General features: G+C 69.8%; 20 protein-coding genes. 8 read left to right on the forward strand and 12 right to left on the reverse strand.

Annotation, left to right across the window (positions count from 1 at the left end; translation table 11 throughout):
• Positions 1-232: 232 nt before the first annotated feature.
• On the reverse strand, positions 233-1,597 hold the full coding sequence (locus BLT45_RS01200; RefSeq protein ID WP_093294098.1) for a 2-oxoadipate dioxygenase/decarboxylase HglS: 1,365 nt from the start codon (positions 1,595-1,597) through the stop codon (positions 233-235).
• 133 nt (positions 1,598-1,730) lie between these two features.
• Here BLT45_RS01200 and BLT45_RS01205 point away from each other — a divergent pair, with 133 nt between their 5' ends.
• Complete coding sequence (locus BLT45_RS01205) at positions 1,731-2,642, forward strand: alpha/beta hydrolase (protein WP_093294100.1); 912 nt, start codon at positions 1,731-1,733, stop codon at positions 2,640-2,642.
• 220 nt (positions 2,643-2,862) lie between these two features.
• Here BLT45_RS01205 and BLT45_RS01210 read toward each other — a convergent pair whose 3' ends face one another.
• The 4 genes from BLT45_RS01210 to BLT45_RS01225 all read right to left on the reverse strand — a co-directional run bounded on the left by BLT45_RS01210 (position 2,863) and on the right by BLT45_RS01225 (position 6,163).
• Positions 2,863-3,534 carry a hypothetical protein gene (locus BLT45_RS01210; RefSeq protein WP_093294102.1) on the reverse strand — a complete coding sequence of 224 codons (672 nt, stop codon included), beginning with the start codon at positions 3,532-3,534 and terminating at the stop codon, positions 2,863-2,865.
• A gap of 61 nt (positions 3,535-3,595) precedes the next feature.
• Positions 3,596-4,348 (reverse strand): SIR2 family NAD-dependent protein deacylase, encoded by a 753-nt coding sequence (locus BLT45_RS01215; RefSeq protein WP_093294105.1) that lies wholly within the window; start codon positions 4,346-4,348, stop codon positions 3,596-3,598.
• A 4-nt stretch (positions 4,349-4,352) separates the two neighbouring features.
• Positions 4,353-5,504 carry a cell division protein ZapE gene (gene zapE, locus BLT45_RS01220; protein WP_093294107.1) on the reverse strand — a complete coding sequence of 384 codons (1,152 nt, stop codon included), beginning with the start codon at positions 5,502-5,504 and terminating at the stop codon, positions 4,353-4,355.
• The gene (locus tag BLT45_RS01225) at positions 5,504-6,163 is read right to left on the reverse strand and encodes an alpha/beta hydrolase (RefSeq protein ID WP_093294109.1); all 660 of its coding nucleotides are present in this window, start codon (positions 6,161-6,163) and stop codon (positions 5,504-5,506) included. Before BLT45_RS01225 ends, zapE begins: the two co-directional genes overlap by 1 nt.
• A gap of 162 nt (positions 6,164-6,325) precedes the next feature.
• On the opposite strand from BLT45_RS01225, the gene BLT45_RS01230 reads away from it, so the two are divergent.
• Both BLT45_RS01230 and BLT45_RS01235 read left to right on the forward strand, forming a co-directional pair.
• Positions 6,326-7,240 (forward strand): AEC family transporter, encoded by a 915-nt coding sequence (locus tag BLT45_RS01230; RefSeq protein ID WP_093294112.1) that lies wholly within the window; start codon positions 6,326-6,328, stop codon positions 7,238-7,240.
• A 70-nt stretch (positions 7,241-7,310) separates the two neighbouring features.
• Positions 7,311-7,781 (forward strand): MgtC/SapB family protein, encoded by a 471-nt coding sequence (locus tag BLT45_RS01235; protein WP_093298338.1) that lies wholly within the window; start codon positions 7,311-7,313, stop codon positions 7,779-7,781.
• A gap of 13 nt (positions 7,782-7,794) precedes the next feature.
• Here BLT45_RS01235 and BLT45_RS01240 read toward each other — a convergent pair whose 3' ends face one another.
• Positions 7,795-9,246, reverse strand: coding sequence for a MocR-like transcription factor YczR (locus BLT45_RS01240; protein ID WP_093294114.1), 1,452 nt, complete (start codon positions 9,244-9,246; stop codon positions 7,795-7,797).
• 60 nt (positions 9,247-9,306) lie between these two features.
• On the opposite strand from BLT45_RS01240, the gene BLT45_RS01245 reads away from it, so the two are divergent.
• From BLT45_RS01245 to BLT45_RS18025, 4 genes are all read left to right on the forward strand, one after another.
• Positions 9,307-9,987: a membrane protein YczE gene (locus tag BLT45_RS01245; RefSeq protein WP_093294117.1), complete on the forward strand. Its 681-nt coding sequence runs from the start codon at positions 9,307-9,309 to the stop codon at positions 9,985-9,987.
• Positions 9,984-10,826: a PhzF family phenazine biosynthesis protein gene (locus BLT45_RS01250; RefSeq protein WP_093294120.1), complete on the forward strand. Its 843-nt coding sequence runs from the start codon at positions 9,984-9,986 to the stop codon at positions 10,824-10,826. The genes BLT45_RS01245 and BLT45_RS01250 overlap by 4 nt, the downstream gene beginning before the upstream one ends.
• An 88-nt stretch (positions 10,827-10,914) precedes the next feature.
• A complete protein-coding gene (locus BLT45_RS01255; protein WP_139187855.1) occupies positions 10,915-12,075 on the forward strand; it encodes a hypothetical protein in 1,161 nt (386 codons plus the stop codon).
• A gap of 122 nt (positions 12,076-12,197) precedes the next feature.
• The gene (locus BLT45_RS18025) at positions 12,198-12,626 is read left to right on the forward strand and encodes a hypothetical protein (RefSeq protein ID WP_139187857.1); all 429 of its coding nucleotides are present in this window, start codon (positions 12,198-12,200) and stop codon (positions 12,624-12,626) included.
• A gap of 192 nt (positions 12,627-12,818) precedes the next feature.
• Here BLT45_RS18025 and BLT45_RS01265 read toward each other — a convergent pair whose 3' ends face one another.
• The 6 genes from BLT45_RS01265 to BLT45_RS01290 all read right to left on the reverse strand — a co-directional run bounded on the left by BLT45_RS01265 (position 12,819) and on the right by BLT45_RS01290 (position 19,689).
• Entirely contained in the window at positions 12,819-14,069 is a 1,251-nt protein-coding gene (locus tag BLT45_RS01265; RefSeq protein WP_093294128.1) for an ABC transporter permease, read from the reverse strand.
• On the reverse strand, positions 14,066-15,361 hold the full coding sequence (locus BLT45_RS01270; protein ID WP_093294131.1) for an efflux RND transporter periplasmic adaptor subunit: 1,296 nt from the start codon (positions 15,359-15,361) through the stop codon (positions 14,066-14,068). Before BLT45_RS01270 ends, BLT45_RS01265 begins: the two co-directional genes overlap by 4 nt.
• A complete protein-coding gene (locus BLT45_RS01275) occupies positions 15,358-16,332 on the reverse strand; it encodes an HlyD family secretion protein (protein ID WP_175455678.1) in 975 nt (324 codons plus the stop codon). Before BLT45_RS01275 ends, BLT45_RS01270 begins: the two co-directional genes overlap by 4 nt.
• Positions 16,329-17,303 carry an HlyD family secretion protein gene (locus BLT45_RS01280; RefSeq protein ID WP_175455679.1) on the reverse strand — a complete coding sequence of 325 codons (975 nt, stop codon included), beginning with the start codon at positions 17,301-17,303 and terminating at the stop codon, positions 16,329-16,331. Before BLT45_RS01280 ends, BLT45_RS01275 begins: the two co-directional genes overlap by 4 nt.
• A complete protein-coding gene (locus BLT45_RS01285; protein WP_093294140.1) occupies positions 17,290-17,964 on the reverse strand; it encodes an ABC transporter ATP-binding protein in 675 nt (224 codons plus the stop codon). Before BLT45_RS01285 ends, BLT45_RS01280 begins: the two co-directional genes overlap by 14 nt.
• A gap of 225 nt (positions 17,965-18,189) precedes the next feature.
• The gene (locus BLT45_RS01290) at positions 18,190-19,689 is read right to left on the reverse strand and encodes an AAA family ATPase (protein ID WP_093294143.1); all 1,500 of its coding nucleotides are present in this window, start codon (positions 19,687-19,689) and stop codon (positions 18,190-18,192) included.
• 153 nt (positions 19,690-19,842) lie between these two features.
• On the opposite strand from BLT45_RS01290, the gene BLT45_RS01295 reads away from it, so the two are divergent.
• Positions 19,843-20,475: a ParA family protein gene (locus BLT45_RS01295; protein ID WP_093294146.1), complete on the forward strand. Its 633-nt coding sequence runs from the start codon at positions 19,843-19,845 to the stop codon at positions 20,473-20,475.
• The last annotated feature ends 7 nt before the right edge of the window (positions 20,476-20,482 follow it).

Consider the following 20,482-nt stretch of genomic DNA (forward strand, 5'->3'; position numbering starts at 1 on the left):
TGGAACAGCGGGTGTCGGACTGGCGCGGGTTTCACGGATTTCTCCTTCGCCCCGCCTGCGGGGAGAAGGTGCCCTAACGGCGGATGAGGGGCAGGCGCGATGATGATCCGCGCGCGACACCAAGATCGCGAACGTTTTGCCGACTAAACGCGTTGGGGGTGGGACTCCGTTCGCCCCTCACCCGCCTTCGGCACCCTCTCCCCGCTGGCGCAGGGAGAGGGCATATGAAGCCTTAGCCGCGCAGCGCGGCGACCGAAGCGTCCTGTGCCTGCGCGTACAGCGCGAACGGGTCGTGGATCGTCGCGCCGAGCGCGGTCTCGAACGCGTCCTGGTTCGCATGCGCGTCGTAGGCGCGCTGTTCGCCGCCGCCGAGGTTGGACTGGAAGATGCCCGCCGCGCTGACCGGCAGGAAGTCCTCGTAGACGATGGGATCGGCGACGGCATGGCCGGCCGCGACGAGGGCGTCGGGCGTCATCGCCGCTCGCTCGGCGGCCGGCAACGCAGCGCCGGTCGCGGTGACGCGGTAACGGAAGTACCCCAGTCCGTCGCGGCGCAGCGTGGTCTCATCATCGGGGAAGGCCGCGAACGCCGCCGCCAGCCGCTGCGGATAGTCCGCCGACGTGTTGCCGGCGCCGCCGGCCTGGCGCACCTGCGCGAGCAGGCGGTCGTAGAGCTCGCGCCCGGCGGGCGTCAGCGCCAGGCCGCGCTGTTCGATCTCGCCGAAGCGCGCGCTGTGGCTGCCGGGCACCAGCGTGCCGGTGGCGTCGGGGAAGGCGACTTCCTCTTCCAGCGCCTTGAAGCTGGTCTGCCGCAGCAGGATCGGCACCGCGCGGCGCGGCGGGCCTTCGATCAACGCCTTGGCCTGGATGCCGCGCTCCAGCATCGCCGCCTGGGCGGCATCGATGTCCAGCGTGCGCGGGGTGAGGTGGTTGATGTGCGGGCCGCGGAAGCTGACCACGTCGGCGACCAGCCGGTGCAGACCGTGCAGCGCGCGGTAGGTCTGCAGCGAGACGGTCGCGTCGCCATGCCAGCGGAAGGTCTCGAGCACTTCGGCAACGAAGCGCTGCGCATCGGCATCGTCCAGCCCGCCGTCGCGTTCGGCCTGGTCCACCAGCGCGCGCGCGCCGGCGGTGAAGATGTCGCGCTTGGCCAGGATCGCCTCGGCTTCCGCGCGCAGCGTCGCGTCGGCGATCAGCTCCAGGCGCAGCAGCGAGGTGAAGATGCGGAACGGGTTGGCGGCCAGCGCGGCTTCGGTCAGTGGGCGGAACGCGGTCGCATGCACCGGCACGCCGGCCACGGTGAGGTCGTAGTAGCCCACCGGATGCATGCCCATCAACGCGAACACACGGCCCAGCATCGCCAGTTCCGCCGGCGTGCCGACGCGGATCGCGCCGTGGCGCTCCAGGTCCAGGCGCTCGGTTTCGCCGGTGCGCTGCAGGCGCTCGGCCAGGGCGGCGTCGCGCTGCAGTGTCGTCGTGTTGATGTCGCCGACCAGCGTGATCAGGTCGCCGTACAGCGGCACCTCGGCGCGGTACATGTCGGACATGGCCTGGGCGAACAGGCCGCGGATGCGGTCGGGGGAAACGAAGGCGGTCATGGGGCTCGGCGTGCGGGCGGCGTGGGGCCGCCGGGGGGGCGTATTGTCGCCGGCCACGCGGGCGCGGGCCAGCCGGATCCGGAGGCCGTCAACCCGTGGCCCGACGGCGCGTTGTCCCCTGCGAGGTGACCCCATGACGCCCCATCCCTGGCTCCGCACCGGCCTGTTGGCCTGCGCCCTGCTCGCTGCGCTGCCGTTGGCGGCGCAGACCTTCCGCGAGCGCCTGCAGGAGATGCGCGATGCGTCGCGCCAGCCCGCCGCCCGTGCGCCAGCCCTGCCGGCCGGTGCGCGTGCGATGCGCGATGTCGCCTACGGCGACGATCCGCGCCAGCGCTTCGACGTCTACCTGCCGGCGCAGCCCAAGCACGCGCCGATCATCCTGTTCGTCCACGGTGGCGGCTGGGCCAACGGCAACAAGGACAACCCGGGCGTGGTCGAGAACAAGGCCGCCTATTGGCTGCCGAAGGGCTACATCCTGGTCTCCACCAACTACCGCCTGCGACCGGACACCGCACCGCTCGACCAGGCGCGCGATGTCGCCCGCGCGCTGGCCGCGGTGCAGAAGCGCGCGCCCGAATGGAACGGCGATGCCTCGCGTGTGGTGCTGATGGGTCACTCGGCCGGCGCGCACCTGATCGCGTTGGTCGGTGCGTCGTCGACGCTGTGGCGCGACGCCGGCGCGACCCAGCCACGCGGCGTGGTGTCGCTGGACAGTGGCGGGCTGGACGTCCCGCAGACGATGCAGCGGCCACCGCTGCCCGGCATCTACCAGCGCGCGTTCGGGAGCGACCGCAGCGACTGGATCGCCGCCTCGCCCTACCACCAGCTCACCCGCGACGCGGTGCCGATGCTGTTCGTCTGCTCCTCGCGCCGCAAGGACGCATGCCCGCAGGGGCGAGCGATGGCGGACAAGGCGAAAACGCTGGGCGTGCCGATGGAGGTGCTGCCGGAGGATCTCTCGCATGGCGACGTGAACCGCGACCTCGGGTTGCCGTCCGGCTACACGAACACCGTGGACGCGTTCGTGCGAAAGCAGTTGCAGTAGTCCTGGCCGAAGTCTCCCTCGCCCCGTGAAACGGGGAGAGGGTGCCGAAGGCGGGTGAGGGGCAAACCGAGTCGGGAGAGGAAAGTCCGCCAGGATCATTCCGCGTTCGACGATTCGGAGATATCGCTTGGTGAACGCATCCACGCCGAAGAGAAGCGCCCTCATCCGCCCTCCGGGCACCTTCTCCCCGCGCGCGGGGAGAAGGGAAATGGAAAAGCCGTCAGCGGATGATCCGAACCGCCGCCAACGCCTCCTGCAGGCGCGCACGCGCCGTCGCTTCATCGAACGGCGGTGTGGCTGGCGGGTCGTAGACCTCGGGACGCGTGCCGGCGACGAACAGGTCGATGGCGATGCAGCGTTCGTTGCGCACATGGCGGTACGCGTCGACCGACTGGTAGTGGCTCATCGCCGCATCGCCGGCACGGAAATGATGGAACGCCTGGCCGTCGATGCGCACCTCATCGGGCGGTTCGGTGGTCGCGCCTTCTGGCGGATCCAGGCAGGTGACGACGGCGTGGCTGTCGGTGCTGGTGCCGATGCGGAGTTCGGCGGCCGTGATCTTGTCCGAACCGTCCAGGACCAGCGCGACCAGCGGTTCGCCGCGCATGTCAGGCGCGGCGAATGCCTTCCACGCGTCTGCAGAGAGATAGTCGCGGGTGAAGTCGCGGCGTAGGGTAAAGCCCGGTGTGGGCAAAAGCGCGAGACCGATCTCGTCATCCGAAAACTGGAACTGCGGCGCTTCGCGACCGGTCACGGGGGGCGCAGGATCGGCGATCTCGGCCGCGGCCTGCGTGGCGGCGTCGACGTCCTGCTCGTCGGGCGCGCGCTGGCAGCCGGCCAGCACTGCAACGGCGAGTGCCGCGTAGAGCGGAACCTGGGTGATCGGCTTCATGGCGTCTCCTCGTCGGACGTCGCGAGTCTGGCAAGCCGCGCGTGAAGCCGGTGCGTGCGGATCAGCCCAGGAACCGCGGCAACCCATGCGCCGCCGTCGCGCGCCATACATGGTCGACCTCCGCGGACAGCGCGGTAGGCTCCGGGTTGATTTCCACCACCGTGGCGCCGTGGCGGCGGGCCAATGCGGGCAGTCCGGCGGCGGGGTAAACAAGCCCCGACGTACCCACGACCAGCATCAGCGTGCAGCGCATCGCCGCATCGGTGGCCGCGCTCCACGCATCGTCCGGCAAGGCTTCGCCGAACCACACCACGCCCGGACGGATGCGATCCCCGCATGCGGCGCAGCGCATCGGCTCGACCCGCTGCATGCCACCCACATAGTCGTCGAGCGAACCTGCGTGCGCGCGGCCGCACGCGAAACAGCGCAACGCGAACAGGCTGCCATGCACATGCGCATCGACGAGGCTGCCGGCGCGCTCGTGCAGGTCGTCCACGTTCTGGGTGACCAGCGACAGCGGCACGCGCTGCGCCAGCGTCGCCAACGCGCGGTGACCGGCGTTCGGCTGCGCATCGCGCACTAATTGCATGCGCCAGCGGTACCAGCCCCAGACCAGCGCAGGATCCTCGCGCCAGGCCTCGGCCGTCGCCAGCCGCATCGGGTCGAAGCGCGACCACAGGCTGTCGTGCGTGCCGCGGAAGGTCGGGATGCCGCTCTCGGCGGACATTCCGGCGCCGGTCAGCACGCAGATGTGGCCGCCGGTGTCGGTCGCCCGGCGCAGGGCCTCGGCGATCGCGGCAGGCACGGCGTCCATCGACTCAGGCCTTGTGCGGCGTGGCGAGGTACTCGGCGCTCTGCATCTCGATCAGGCGCGAGGCCGTGCGTTCGAACGCGCCCTGCAGCCGGGTGCCGGCGTACAACGCCGTCGGCGCGGCGGCGGCGGTGCAGACCAGGTTGACGTGGCGGTCGTACAGCTCGTCGATCAGGTTGACGAACCGGCGCGCGGCGTCCTCGTTCAAGGCATCGAACGCCGGGATGCCGCCCAGCAGCACGGTGTTGAACTCGTGCGCGATCTCGATGTAGTCCGTCGTGCCGCGCGGGCCTTCGCACAGGGCGGCGAAATCGAACCAGGCGATGCTCTTGCCGCGTCCGCGCACCGGGATCTTGCGGCTGTCGATCTCGATGTTGCCGGCATGTGCCGCTTCACCGCCGGTCAGCTCGCGCCAGCGCGAGGCCAGCCAGGCGTCGGATTCGCCGTCCAATGGCGTGCGGTAGACCGGCGAACGTGTCAGCGCGCGCAGGCGGTAATCCTCCTGCCCGTCCGAGCGCAGCACGACGCAGTGCTGTTGCAGCAGCTCGATCGCCGGCAGGAAGCCCGCGCGCTGCAGGCCATCCTTGTAGAGGTTCTGCGGCGCGGTGTTGGAGGTCGTCACCAGGGTGATGCCCTCGGCGAACATGCGCTCCAGCAGGCGCGCCAGCAGCATCGCATCGCCGATGTCGGTGACGAAGAACTCGTCCAGCACCAGCACGCGCAGCTTGCCGCGCACCTCGCGCACGATCTTCGCCAGCGGGTCGCTCTCGCCCGTGTGCAGGCGCAGGCGTTCGTGCACGCCACGCATGAAGCGGTGGAAGTGCGTGCGGTATTTGCCGCCGCCCTCGCCATGCGCCTTGTTCTGCGAGACCGAATACGTCGGCAGCGGCAGGCTGTCGTAGAACAGGTCGACCAGGAACGTCTTGCCGCGACCCACTTCGCCCCAGTAGTACAGGCCCTTCACCGTCTCCGGCGCCTTGCCGAACAGACGACCGAACAGGCCCGGCGTGCCGTCATCGGCGAGCAGCGCAGTGTGGATGCGGTCCAGCTCCGCCAAGGCGGGATGTTGCGCCGGATCGTCCTGCCACTGGCCCTGCGCGGCGCCGCGCGCGTAGACCTGCGACGGCGTCAGGGCCGTCTTCTCGTGATCGTCCGCCATCACGCCGGCACGTAGGCTTTCATCGCGTGCTTGATGGCGCCGCGCAGGTCCATCAGCTTGCGGTGGAAGAAATGGCTGGTTTCCGGCATGCGGATCAGCTCCGGCGGCTGCTTCAGCGTGTCGATCCAGTCGTACACGGCCTGCGGCTCGACGATCTCGTCTTCCTCGCCCTGGATGACCAGCCACGGGCAGGTGGGCGGGGTGATCGCGGCGAAATCCCAGCGGCCGGCGGGCGGTGCGATCGAGACCAGCGCATCCGGCTGCAGGCTGTCGCTTGCACGCAGCGACACGTAGGCGCCGAAGCTGAAACCGGCCAGCCACAGCTGCGTGCCCGGTCGCTGTTCGCGCACCCACGCCACCACCGCGCGCAGATCCTCCGCTTCGCCGTCGCCCTGATCGAACAGGCCGGCCGACGCACCGGTGCCGCGGAAGTTGAAGCGCACCGTCACCGCACCGAGTTCGCGCAGGCTGCGCGCGGCCATCACCACGACCTTGTTGTGCATGGTGCCGCCCTCGGTGGGCAGCGGGTGGCAGACCACCGCGGTGATCGGCGCGAGCGGCTCGCCTTCCTCGGGCCAGTCGACGTGGGCTTCCAGCGGCCCTTCGGGGCCGTCGAGGGTGATCGGGCCGGACGCGGCGGGGAAAGCGGGCTTCGTCATGCCGCCATGATAAGCCCTGTGTGCATGACCGCCGTCATTCCGGCGTACGCGCCGGAGTGTCGAGCAAGGAATGACGGCATCTATGCCGTACGACGATGGTCCGGCAGCGCGGCGCATTCCGGTATGCGATCCTGCCCGTCCCGCGCCGTCCTCCGTTCCACCATGGCATTCGATGCCTTCGCCCTGATCCTGACCATGCTGGCCCTCGGCATGGTGTTCGCGCGCCTGCGCGCGTTCCCCGGGAACGCCGCCGACGTGCTCAACCGCGTGGTCCTGTACGTCTGTCTGCCTGCCGCGGTGCTGATCTACGTGCCGCGGCTGCATGTGGACGCGTCGTTGCTGGGGGTGGTGGCGACCCCGTGGGTACTGACGGTCGCCACGGTGGCACTGGTCGCGCTGGCGACGCGCGTGTTCGGTTTCCGGCGCGACGAGCATGCGGTGCTGCTGTTGTGCGTGGCGCTGTGCAACAGCAGCTTCATCGGCTACCCGATGGTACGCGCACTGCTGGGCGAACACGCGCTGCCCTACGCCGTCGTGTACGACCAGTTCGGAACGTTCGTGCTGCTCTCCACGTTCGGCCTGTACGTGCTCGCGCGCTACGGCGGCGACACGCCGCCGACCACCCGCGAGATGCTGCTCCGCATCGTCAGGTTCCCGCCGGTGTGGGCGCTGCTGTTCGCGTTGACGCTGATGCCGGAGCGGCCGCCGGCGTGGATCGGCGCCGCGTTGAAGAACCTGGCCGATGCGATGCTGCCGCTGGTGATGCTGGCGGTCGGCCTGACCATCCAGTTGAAGCTGCCGCGCGACGAGGTGAAGCCGCTGGCCGTCGGCCTGTTGCTGCGTCTGCTGGTGATGCCCGCCCTGGCGCTGCCGCTGTCGTTCGCGTTCGGCATGTCCGGCGAGATGCTGCAGGCGAACGTGCTGGAATCGGCCATGCCGCCGATGATCACCGCGGCCGCGCTGGCGATCTCCCACCAGCTGGCGCCGCGTCTGGCGGCGGCGATGGTGGGCTACGGCATCCTGCTGTCGCTGGCGACGCTGCCGATGTGGGCGTGGGTGGTCGGGCGGCTGGCCTGAGGCGCCGCCTGCGGGCATTCGCATCGCGTTGACCCTGCCGATGGAACCATCCGGGCAGGAGGATCACGCCATGTTCGATGGATGGGAAGTACAGGCGCCGGTGGTCGGCCGGATCGCATTCGCCATGCTGCTCGGCGGTGCCATCGGCCTCGAGCGTGAGATGAAGGACCGGCCGGCCGGCTTCCGTACCCATACGCTGGTCGCCGGTGCGGCGGCGATGCTCACCGGCATGGGCGACATGATGCTGGCGCAGGCCCAGCACGACGACGACGGCCGCGTGCAGATCGATCCGTTCCGGCTGGTCGAAGCGGTCATCGCCGGCGTGGCGTTCATCGGTGCGGGCACCATGATCGCCCACCGGGGGCGGGTGGTCGCCGGCATCACGACGGCCGCATCGCTGCTGATGGTGGCGGTCATCGGCGTGGCCGTCGGCTTCGGGCACGGCTGGCTGGCTCTGCTGGCCACGCTGCTGACGTTCGCCGTGCTGTTCGTACTGGCGTGGCTGGAGCGCCGCGTCGCGAAGCGCGACGACAGCGGCTAGCGCGGCCGGCGCATCACGCGATCAGGCGCGTCGTGCCTTCGCGACGATGCACGCCTTCCCGCGGCTGCGCATGCCAGGTGTCGGCCATGGCACGTACCGCCTGCACCAGGACATCCTCGGGCTTGGCGTAGGGCAAACGCAGCCACTGGTCGGCGCCGCCTTCCACGCTGAACACCGGGCCCGGCGCGAGATACACGCCTTTGCGCTCCACGTCCGCCGCGAGTTGCGTGGCGCTGCCCCGGGGCATGCGCGCCCACAGCGACAGGCCTCCCTCGGGCAGGCGGAACTGCCACGTGGGCAGATGTTCGCGCAGCGCACCCGCGAGCGCGTCGCGGCGCAGCCGCAGCTGTTCCCGGCGCGTGGCGAGGATGCCGCCGTCAGCGAGCATCTCGGTGACGACGAGCTGGTCGAACAGCGAGCTGCCCAGGTCCATCTGCACGCGCGTGGCGATGAGGCGGTCGACGGCCTCGCGCGGCGCGCGGATCCAGCCGACGCGCAGGCCGCCCCAGCACAGCTTCGAAGCGCTGCCGATGGTGAAGGCGTCGTGGGCATGCGCGGCGAAGGGCGCCGGCATCGGCGCGCCCGACAGGCAGGTCGCCTGCAGCGACTCGTCGACGATGGCGAGGGTGCGCGTCGCCCGCAGCGTCGCCGCATAGTGTTCGCGCTGCGCTTCGTCCATCAGGAAGCCGGTGGGATTCTGGAAGTCGGGGATCAGGTACGCCGCGCGCGGCGACGTCTGCCGCAACGTGGCCTCGATCGCCGCCAGGTCCCAGCCTTCGTCGCCGAGCGGATCGGCCATCGGCGCGGGCACGAGGCGTCCGCCGCCGAGGCGCAGGGCCTCGATCGCGTTCGAATACACCGGCGACTCGATCATCAGCCCGTCGCCGGGACGCGACAGCGTGCGGGCGATGATTCCGATGGCCGACAGCGCGCCCGAGGTGACCACGATCTGCTCCGGCGTCGTCGGCAGGCCGCGCTCCGCATAGGACTGTGCGATCCGCGCGCGCAGCGCGGGCAGGCCGGAGGGCAGGTAGCCATCGCTGGCGAGGTAGGCGGGCAATGCTTCCAGCGCACGCGCATAGGCCGCGGCGACGCCGGGTGTGGCGGCACCGGCGGCGCAGTTGAGGTCGATCGCACCTTCGGTCGATTGCGCCGTGCCGACGGCGTGCAGCGCATGGTCGTGTGCGCGTCGGCGGTCAAGTGGCACGGAGGCATACGTGCCGGCGCCCTGCCGCGCAGTGGCGAAACCGGCGGCGACCAGGTCGGCATACGCCCGGGTGACCGTGTTGCGCGACACCCCCAGTACTTCGGTGACGGCGCGTTCGCTCGGCAGGCGGGTGCCCAACGGGATGCGACCGTCGCCGATGAGTTCCTGCAGGGCCTGGCGCAGGCCACGGTAGGCCGGCGTGCGCGGGAAGTCGCCGACCAGCGTGGCGAGGCGATCAGGAGCCAATGAGCGGTTCATGTGGCCACTATCGCATGATTGGCTCTATCGAAAAGAGCCAATTTGAGGGAAGGTGGCCCCATGAACCCGCCGCCCGCCCCCGCCCTGACCCACCTCGGTCCGCTCGCCCAGCTCCGGGCCGGCCGTCTTCCCGAACGCCTGCTGCGCCTGCTGGTCGGGCTCTGGCTTTACGGACTGGCCATCGCCCTGATGATCGAAGGCGCGGTCGGTGCATCGCCGTGGGATGTGTTCCACCTGGGCGTCTCGCATCACGTGCCGGTGTCGTTCGGCATGGTCATGATCCTGACCGCGGTGGCCGTGCTGCTGGCCTGGATCCCGCTGCGGCAGATGCCGGGCCTGGGCACGGTGGCGAACACGCTGCTGCTGGGGCCGTTCGCCGATCTCAACCTGGCCCTCCTGCCGACGCCCGAGGGACTGCCGCTGCGCTGCGCCTACCTGCTGGCGGGCGTGGTGCTGTGCGCGATCGCCACCGCCATGTACATCGGCGCGCAGCTGGGCCCGGGCCCGCGCGATGGCCTGATGACGGGACTCGCGCGCCGCACCGGTTGGTCGATCCGCAGCATCCGTACGCTGATCGAAGTGACCGTGCTGGTCATCGGCGTGCTGCTCGGTGGCGTGGTCGGCGTGGGCACGCTGGTGTTCGCCTTCGGCGTGGGGCCGCTGACGCAGCTCTTCTTGCGCCATCTGGTCGTGCGGCTGGATGCGCGTCCGGCCCCCGCCCTCTCCGGAGAAACGCCATGACCGCCGCGATCCTGCGCTACAGCGCGTTCACCACCGATCCGCAGGGCGGCAATCCTGCGGGCGTGGTGCTGGATGCGCGCGGCCTGTCCGACGACGCCATGCAGCGCATCGCCGCCGACCTCGGTTATTCGGAAACCGCCTTCCTGTTGCCGCGCGCGGACGGCGAACTCGATGTGCGCTACTTCAGCCCGCTGGCGGAGGTGAGCTTCTGCGGACACGCGACGATCGCGGCGATGGTCGCCTACGCACGCGAACACGGACCGGGCGATGTGGTCCTGCACACGCAGGTCGGCCGCGTGAGCGTCACGATCGATGAAACGTTCGCGGCCACGTTGACGAGCGTGGCGCCGCGCGTCGCCGTCCTGGATGCCGCGGATCTCGATCGCCTGCTGGCGATCCTGGGCTGGTCTCGCGACGAGCTCGACACCGCACTCGCGCCGGCCGTCGCCTATGCAGGTGCGTGGCATCCGGTCATCGCGGCCGCATCGCGCGCGCGCCTGGCGGACCTGCACTACGACTTCGATGCGCTGTCGGCGCTGATGGCGGCGCGCGGCTGGACCACGGTGAACCTGGTCTGGCGCGAAGATGCGCACACGCTGCACGCGCGCAATCCATTCCCGCCCGGCGGCGTGGTGGAAGATCCTGCCACCGGCGCGGCCGCGGCCGCGTTGGGTGCCTACCTCGCCACGCAGGGCGAACTGCCGCCGACCCGCCGCTTCCGCATCCTCCAAGGCCACGACATCGGTCGGCCCAGCCTGCTCCAGGTGGAGGTGCCGGTCGATGTGGATGCGGGCGTGCGGGTAAGCGGGACGGCGGTGGAGATCCACACGACGCGCTGACGCGATCGCCTAACGACGGCCGCATTCGCTTGAATGTGATACATGCCGCGTGCGAACGTGCGTGCTCGTCTCCCTAAAGGAGTAGGGCATGCGCAAGGCTGGAAAGATGAGCGTGTGGTTGGCGGTAATGGCCACGATGTGGGTTTCATCGTCGGCGATGGCACAAGAGGGTCCACGCCCGGTGCCTCCCGGCCGGATCGAATCCGACCCGCGGCTCGCGCGTGCAGCCGAAGCGTGGCACAGGGCGTGGCGCGCGAATGTCGAAGACCACCTGCGCGCCGTCGCTGCGCGCGGCACGCCGCGTGACCTGCTGGCCGCGGGCTGGCTGTGGCCGATGGAGACCGACGAAGCCACCCTTGCGGCGCGTGGCTCGCTCTCGAGGCCACAGGCTCGCGCATGGATACAGGCGGCGTACGACGACGCGCGGGGCGACGATCCTCTCGTGGACTGGGTGCTGCTCGATGCGTGCGCGACCTCGGGCGCGGCCTGCGATCGCCAGCGGCTGCTCGCACGCGTGATCGCCGGCGATCCTGGCAACGCCGAGACGCTGCTCCTCGCTTATCAGGACGCCGTCGAGCGCAAGGATGCGGTGGCTGCGGAGGCTTACTGGCAGTCCGCTGGGCGCGCATCGCACTATCGTTCCAGGATCAATGAAGTCGGCGCGCTGATGGCGTCCGTCCTGCACGCGAGTCCCTCACCCGAACTGGACCCCACGCTTGCGGCGGCGATGGGAGAGGACCTTGGGCTGGGGCGCAGCGCCACGTCGAAGGACTTGGGGGACGTCGTGGTGATGGCCCTCAACGTGGCGATCGCGTTGCCCGCCCTGCAACCCCTCCAACAGCGTTGCACGGCCCGCGTCGGACGGGTGCCTGCGGAGGCTCGTCGCGTGTGCAAACAGATCTACGCGTTGCTGGCGGCTGATGGATCGACGCTTATAGGCCCCAGCTTCGCCCTGCCTCGCCTGGTCGAATGGGCCGACGGCGAAGACGAACGGGCGGCGGCACGCGAGCGCCTGCGTCGCTTCGCCTGGATCTACGAAGCCGGACTTCGGCAGTACCTGCTTCCTGCAAACGCGCGACGTCTGCCGGTGGATCACATGGAGCGCATGTTCCGCGACGGCGAGCTCGCCGCGATGCGCTACCAGCTGCAACTCAACGGCATCGCCACCGAACCGCCCGCGGGCTGGTTGCCCGACAACCCCGAATACCGCGCGCTGCTGACAGGCGCGTCGGTTCCTGTCGCGCGCTGACCGCCTTCGGTTGCACCTTTCCCACGGTCCTGACCGTACACTCGTGTCGACGCGATCAGGCATCAGGGGACGATGCCTGTTGTGCCATCCAGCAAAGCACCAACACCAACAGGGGTCCAGCCATGTTTGCCAAACGGATGACGGGCATCGCGCTCGTCTGCGCCTCGCAACTCTGCAGCGCCCAGGAGACGGCGCCAGCACCTGAGCAGAAAGCCGAAGAGGGCGGCATCTGTCTTTTTACCGCCACGCCACCGGCAGAGTTCTCCTACACCACGGTGAGGAAGCTGAAGTACGGGAAGGGCAGCTACGGAAGCGTCAACGATATTCTTCCCATGGTCATCGCCGATGCCAAGGCGGCGGGTGCCGATGCCGTGATCCACTACAACGGCTCTCAGCGCTTCGGCTTCTGGCCCTGGCGGCTCGTCAGGCCGGTGGTGACCGGCACCGCCGTCAAGTGGACGCCCGCGCGTGACATCGATTGTGCGGCTTCGGGCGGGCACTACAGCACCGGAACGCTGGCAGAAGCACCGCCGCCCCACGGCGGCAAGTGACCTGCGTGGGCGTCGGATGCACCGACGCCTGTTCCATTTCCTGATGTGCGGCGTCCCCGGTGGGGCGCCGCATGCTTCAGGCGTGCGCGGGGCACACAGGACGGGTGGAGCCGCAGGCGATACCCATGGTCGTTGTTCTGAAAGAGACACAACGCATTGTTGCGGCGTCCGCATCCTGACGCCGCATTTCGCTCAGTCGTGACGCAGTGCCGCGATCGGGTCCAGCTGCGCGGCCTGGCGCGCGGGATATACGCCGAAGCCGAGGCCGACCACGGCGCAGAAGCCCGCCGACAGCAGGATCGGCAGCGGCGCCCACGCGACCTGCCAGCCCGCGAACGTGGCGATCAGGTAGGCGAGCACGCCGCCGAACAGCAACCCCAGCACCGCCCCGGAGATGCAGATGACGGTGGCTTCGCGCAGGAACTGCGCGATCACGTCGCGGCGACGCGCACCGAGCGCGCGCAGCAGGCCGATCTCGCGACGGCGCTCGAGCACGTTGGCCAACATGATGTTCATGATGCCGATGCCACCGACCAGCAGGCTAACGCCGGCGATCGCGCCCATCACGACCTGGAAGATGCGCTGGGTCTGCTGGTGCTGCTGGAACAACTGCTGCGGCACGATCAACTGATAGTCCGCCATGCCGGCATGGCGCTGGTCCAGCACCGCGGCCAGCACACCGGCACCGGCCGCCAGCCGCTGCGGATCGTCCAGGCGCAGCAGGAAGCGGTCGACCTCGTCTTCCTGCGGCTGGAAGCGGAAGCGCGCCCGCGTGCTCGCCAGCGGCACGTAGATGCGGTTGCTCTCCGAGCCCAGCTGCACGCCCTCGAAATCGTCCTGGCCGAGGTCGCGGTCGGCCAGCACGCCGATCACTTCGAGCCACACGTGATTGACCTTGATCAGACCGCCCACCGCATCGCCGTTCGGGAACAGATCGGCAGCGGCTTGGTGGCCGAGCACCGCGACAGCGGCCAGCGCGGTCTCGTCGTCGGCATCGAAGGCGCGGCCCCGGGCGACATTCAGGGACGAGAGGCCGAACCAGTTCGCACTCACGCCGCTGGCCTGGGCATCGCTGCGCCCGGTGTCGCTGAACACCGTATGCGTGCGCACTTCCTTCTCGGCGGCGTGGCGCTCGGCGCCGGGCACGACGCTGAGCGCCGCATCCGCATCGGCGACGGTCAGCCCCAGGCTGCGTTCGCGCGTTTCCTTCAAGGTGTCCTCGTCCTGGGACTTGGCCTCGGCGATCAGGTTGTGCAGGCCCAGGCCTTCGACCAGGCGCAGCGCCTCGCGCCGGCTGCCTTCGCCGACGGCCTGCATGGCCACGATGGCGCCCACGCCGAAGATCATGCCGAGCAGCGTCAGCAGCGTGCGCAGTCGCCGCCGCCACAACTCCTCCACCGCCTCGCGCCAGACCGTGGGCAGGCGGTTGAACAGTCGGGTCATGCCTGCTTCTCCTGCGCGTCGCCGGTGTTGTCCGCATCGCGCGATCCGTCACCGTCCGCCGCGTCCTTGTCGTCGTCCTTGTCGCCTGGCGCGGGCACGTCGGCCTGCGACAGTCGCACCAGATCGCCGGGCTGCAGGCCTTTCATCACCTGCGAGCGCGCGGTGCCGCGTACGCCCAGGGTCACTTCGCGCGCGACGTAGTCGCCGCCCTGCTTCACCTGGACCCAGTGGCGATCGTCGCGCTGCTCGATGGCCACGTTGGGGACGCCGATCGCGTCCTTCGCGTCGAGCAGCACCACCGAGGCGGCGAACCGCTGCCCCGGGATCAGGCGGAAACGCTCGATCGCCTGCGCCGGGATCGGCGCGCGCATGGAGAGGAATTTCACCGGGCTCTCGCGGTTGCGCACCTTGGCGGCGCTCGCCACCCACGACAGTGCGCTGTCGATGCGCTGGTCGGGCCGGCCGAGCGGGTGCAGCACCACGGCGGCACCGGCCTGCACGCCCTGCGCCTCGATCTGCGGCAGGTCGATCTCCACCTCCATCGTCGAGGTGTCGGGCAGGCTGCCGAACTCGAAGCCCGCGCGGAGGTTGGCGCCGACCATCGGCTTGTCGCCGGACCAGTTCGTCGCCAGCAGCAACACGCCGTCGTTCGGCGCGCGCAGTTCCAGCGCATCCAGGTCGGCCTTTCGGGTCTGCGCATTCATGTCGAACGTGGCGCGCTGGGCATCCAGCACGGCGAGCTCCGCACCGCCGCGTACGCCGGAATGGTCGCGCTGCCATTGCAGCACGCCCTGCCGCACCTGCAGGTACTCCTTGTCTTCCACCGCGTCCAGCACCTGGTTGCGCGCGACCGTGCTGAGGTCGGCATCGGCATAGCGCTGGGCGATGCCGAGCTGCACAGCGACCTGCGACAGGTCGACTTCCACGCGGCCCTGCGTGGAGACCAGCCCGCTTTCCTTCGCCGCGCGGGCCAGTGCGTTGCGTTGCAGGTCGATCATCGCCTGGGCCAGCTGCTGTTCGCCTTCCGGCGAGATGAAGCGCGCCAGCAACTCGCCCTTCTTGACCAGACTGCCTTCTGGCACCATCCATTCGACCTGGCGTTGCGCCCAGTTCTTGCCGGGCACCGTCAGCGGCGTCGGCTTGGCCGAGCGCAGTTCGCCTTCGCCGCGGACGACGAGCGTCAACGGCCCCCGAGCGACGGTCTCGCTGGCGACGGGGACGTCGGCGTCGCCGCAGGCCGCCAGGGCGGCGACCAGCACCAACACCGTCAGGGAGCGCGCGTTGCGGATCATTTCGCGGCTCCGGCGATGTCGGGCACGGCGAGTTCCACGCGGACGGCCTGGCCCGGGCGCAGCTTCGCTTTCGCATCGTCCAGGCGGATGTCCAGATCCAGCACCGGGACGGGCTGGACCTGGGACTTGCTGCGCACCGCGCGGCCGACGCTGGCGACCTTACCGTGGTGCACGCTGCCGCCACCCCCTTCGATCACGATGCGCGCGGCCGCCCCGACCTTCACCCGCTGCAGATCGCGCTCGGGTAACTGGGCGCGGACGGCCAGCGTGGCCGGATCGGGGATCTCGGCCACGGTCTGGCCGCGCCACACCTGCGAACCGACATCGAACTTCTCGCCGTTCCAGTTGCTCTTGTGCATGATCACGCCGTCGCGCGGCGCCGGCAGGTTGAGCGCGGCGATGGACGTTTGCAGGCGGGTCACGTCCGCCTGCGCCTGCTGCAGCTCGGCGTTGACCAGACGCAGTTCCTGGCGGCGCTGCTCGGCGGCGGCGCGTTCGGCCACCTGCGCAAGCGCGGCACGGCGTTCGGTGCGGCGACGGTCCTCCACCAGCTTGTCGTACTCCAGCGCCGCGATCAGTTCGCGCGGCTGTTCGGTCTTGCGGCCGGCCTTGTCGCGTTCGGCGTCGGCTTCGGCTGTGGCCAGGCGCTGGCTGCGGTCGCGTTCGGCGACGTCCAGCGACAGGTTCTCCAGCTCGCGCTTCTTCTCCTGCAGCAGGCTCTGTTTCTCGGCCAGCTGGCGGACCAGGTCGTTGGTATCGAAGGCGACCACGATGTCGCCCTTCTTCACCGTGCTGCCGTCCGGCGCGAGCTGGGTGAGGTTGAACTGCCACATGCGGTCCACCGAGGGCGGCAACAACTGCGCGCTGCGCTGCGCGTACACCTCGCCGTCCACGCGCAGGGTGCCTGCCTGTGCGGCCGAGCCTGCGCACGCGAGGACGAGGACGAAGGCGGTGCGATGAAGGGCATTCATGGGGCGCGCTCCCTGCCGGCGGTCGTGGGCGGGCGGGCGATGACGCGCACGCTCATGCCCGGCATCAGCGTCAGCGTGTTCGCTTCCGGCGTGATGTCGAGGGTGAAGTAACGGCCCTCGCCCCATTCCGGACGCCGGTCCGGTGCGCCGGAGATGAAGTCGATGCGGCCTTTGACCTTGCGGCCGGGCAGGGCGTCGAACGTCAGTTCCACCGACTGGCCCACCGCCAGCCCGCGCCGGTCCGGCTCCAGCGCCCACGCGCGTACGTTCATGCGCCCGCTGCCGACCACTTCGCCGGCCTTGCTGCCCGGCATGGTCGAAGAACCCTCGTCGATGCGCCCGCCGATCCAGTTGTTGTTGAAGCCATGCACGACGATGCCGTCGCGGTCGGCGACCACTTCCGAGGTACGCACCAGGGCGGTGTGGTAGTCGCGCTGCAGCACCAGCTTGTCGATCTGCAGCCGGCCATCGTGGATGCGCCGCTGCACCGCCGCGCGCGCGGCCTCCAGGTCCTTGCGCTTCAGCGTGACCTCGCGCGTGGCACGGTCCAGTTCGCCCTGGTGGCGGTCGTAGTCCAGCGCGGAGATCAGGTCCGGCGGGATGGTGGCATCGAGCTTGGCGGTGGCCAGTTCGGCTTCGGCATCGACCAGCGACATCTCGGCCTCCACCGCCTTGACCTCCAGCTCGGCGATCTCCTTCGCGTCCTTGGCGCGACCCTGTTCGATCTGCGCCTCCAGTTCGGGAATGCGGCTGGCGGACTGGCCGGGGTCGATCCGCAGGACCACGTCGCCCTTCTTCACCCGTTCGCCTTCGGGCACGTAGTAACGGATCACCACCGGCGAGGTGTTGGACTGCGGAGTGAGGACCTGCTGCGCATCGATCGCGCGGACCTCGCCCGTCAGCACCACGGCCTGCGCGGGCAGGGCGGCGGCCAGGGCCATCGCGGCCCACAGCGTCTTACTGGAGCGCATCGGATTCCACCTTGCCGTCCCGCAGCTTGACCTGGCGCGGCGCGCGCGCGGCAATGTCGTTGTCGTGGGTGACCAGCACCACGGTCTGGCCACCGGCATGCACTTCATCGATCAGCGCCAGAACGTCGGCCGCGCTCTTCGAATCCAGGTTGCCGGTGGGTTCGTCGGCCAGCAGCAGGGCCGGTTGCAGCAGCAGTGCCCGGGCGATGGCGGCGCGCTGCATCTGGCCGCCGGACAGTTCGCTGGGGCGGTGGTCGCGGCGTTCGGCCAGGCCGACGCGATCCAGCAGCGCCAGGGCGCGCTCCTGCGTGCCGGGTGGCGGCTGGCGGTGGAAGCGCAACGGCAGCATGACGTTCTCCAGCACGCTCAGCCGTGGCAGCAGGTGGAAGCTCTGGAACACGAAACCGATGCGCCGGTTGCGCAGGTCGCTGCTGGCCTCGTCGTCGAAGGTGGCCACGTCGCGGCCTTCGAACAGGTAAGTGCCGGTATTGGGATGGTCCAGGCAGCCGAGGATGTTCAGCAGGCTGGACTTGCCGGAACCCGAGGGTCCGGTGATGGCGACGAACTCGCCCTGGCCGATGTGCAGGTCCACGCCCGCCAGCGCACGCACGGTCTGTCCACTCATGGCGTAGTGGCGCTGCACGCCCTGCAACTCGATCATCGCGTCCCCTTCGTTCCTTCGCGTCCTGTCGACCGCCGTCCTGCGCGAAGGTTCCCTTCGTGGCGGCACGGTCGAGCGTCCTGTTCCGGGGCGAGCATCCCAGATGGATGCGCGGGCGTGCAACCGCATGGGGATGGCAACCCATCAATCACCACTGCTCTGTCGATTGACACAAAGGTGGCTTGTCGCCAAGGCATCACGCCCGGGTTGGCCCGGGACGCGGCATCAATCCGCCGGCACCGTACGTTCCCGCGCCCACTCGCGCAGCGCCTGCACCTGTTCGGCCATCAGCACCGACAGCGGACGCGTAGTGCGGATCTCGTGCATCACCACGTCGGTGTCCAGCGGCTTCTGTTCCGCGTGTGCGGCGTACAGCGCGGAGACGATCGCCTGTTCCAGTTCCGCGCCGGAGAACCCGTCGGCCGCCGCGGCGAGTGCGGGGAGGTTGAAGCCTTCCGGGTCCAGCTGGCGACGCGACAGGTGCACGCGCAGCACCTCCACGCGGGCTTCGGGCGAGGGCAGGTCGACGAAGAAGATCTCGTCGAAGCGGCCCTTGCGCAGCAGCTCGGGCGGAAGGTCCTGCACCTGGTTGGCGGTCGCGACAAGGAACACCTGTCCGCTGCCGGCGCCGGCCTTACGTTCGGCCATCCAGGTCAGCAGATAGCCGAGCACGCGGCGCGACACGCCGCCGTCCTCGTCGCCGCCACTGGCGAGGCCTTTCTCGATTTCGTCGATCCACAGCACGCAGGGCGCCAGCTGCTCGGCCGAGGCCAGGGCGGCGCGCAGGTTCTTCTCGGTCTCGCCGTGGTACTTGTCGTACAGCGTGCCGAAATCCAGCCGCAGCAGCGGTACGCCGAAGCCGGCCGCGGTGGCCTTGGCCAGCATCGACTTGCCGCAGCCCTGCACGCCGAGCAGCAGCACGCCCTTGGGCAGGTCCAGGCCCGGCGGCGGATTGCCGGAGACGAACACCGCGCGGCGCTGCTCGATCCAGCGCTTGAGCCGGGTCGCACCGGCGACGTCGGCGAACTTCGCCGTGTCGTATTCGTAATGCAGGTGGCCGCTGCGGTTGAGCAGTTCGAACTTCAGCTTGTTCAGGGCCGGCAGGTCGCTGGCGGTGAGCGCGCCGTCGTTGAAGATCAGCTGGCGGGCGATCCGGCGCGCATCGACCAGGCTCAGGCCCTGCAGGTTGCGCACGATCTGCTTGACCGCCTCGCCGTCGGCCTCGACCCGTCGGCCGCCGTGTTCGCGGGCGTAGTGCTCGGCTTCCTCGCGGACCATCTTCAGCAGGGCGTGGCCGTCGGGCAGGCGCGGGCTGAAGCGGACCGCCAGGGCTTCCAGTTCGGCCGGCAACTCGATCTTCGCCCCCACCAGCACCACCACGTGCGGCAGGCTGTGCCGGCGCTGCAGGATGTCGCGCAGCTGGCGCTGGCTGCTGGCGTAGCCCAGGTAGGGATGGAAGTCGAACAGCAGGTAGATGCCGCGCTGCTCGGCCTGCTTGATGGACTGCAGGGCGGCACTGGCGTCCGGCGGGCCGACCGCGTCGTCTTCGCGGTCCATGTCCAGGCGGCGCAGGCCCTCGGTGATGCTCCAGCGGAACAACGCCCGCCACACCTGCCCCAGGGCCTGCCGGAACAGTTCCACCACGCGGGCCTCGTCCTGCGTCTCGATGACGATCAGCGGGGTGTTGGCGCGGATCAGCGCGGTGAGGTCCTGCAGTTCGTTCATGGGGCGTCCGGTCCGTGGGGACGGGCAAGATAGCAAGGGCGCGCGCGGCGGGGAACGAGGCTGCGGGGGCTTCATCCCCGGTTCCCGGACGCCGGTTCCCGCTTCACCAAGGCCGGTGTACCCTGCGGGCTCCCCGGGCAACGAGGTGCGCGCATGAAGACGATTCTGGTCGCCAGCTCCAAGGGCGGCGCGGGCAAGACCACCCTGGCGACCAATCTGGCCGCGTACTTCGCACTCGATGGCAAGCGTACGGTGCTGGTGGATGCGGATCCGCAGCATTCCTCCACCCGCTGGGCCGAACGCCGCGCCGAACTGGAAAGCGCCGTGCTCCCGATCGACGCCAGCGGCAAGCGCGCCTGGCGCGCCTGGTTGCCCGAGGACGCCGAGCGCGTCGTCGTCGATGCGCCCGCCGGCGCGATGGCCGACGACCTGGCCGGCTTCCTGGAGCACGCCGATGCGGTGGTGGTGCCGGTGCTGCCGTCGGCACTGGACATCGAGGCCACGGTCGGCTTCCTCAACACCCTGGCCAAGGTGCCGCGCGTGCACAAGCGCAAGCTGCCGGTGGGCCTGGTGGTCAACCGCACCAAGCCGTGGACCAACGCCTCGCAGCAGGCGGTGGAGATGCTGAAGACCTGGCCCTATCCGGTGGTCACCCAATTGCGCGATACCCAGGCCTACGTGGTGCTGGCGGGACTGGGGCGCAGCCTGTTCGATTACCGCTCGGCCCAGGTCCGCGACCACCAGGCCGACTGGGAACCGTTGTTGAAATGGATCAAGAAGGCCTAGGGCCGAA

It is taken from the genome of Pseudoxanthomonas sp. CF385, assembly GCF_900104255.1.
Lineage (GTDB): Bacteria > Pseudomonadota > Gammaproteobacteria > Xanthomonadales > Xanthomonadaceae > Pseudoxanthomonas_A.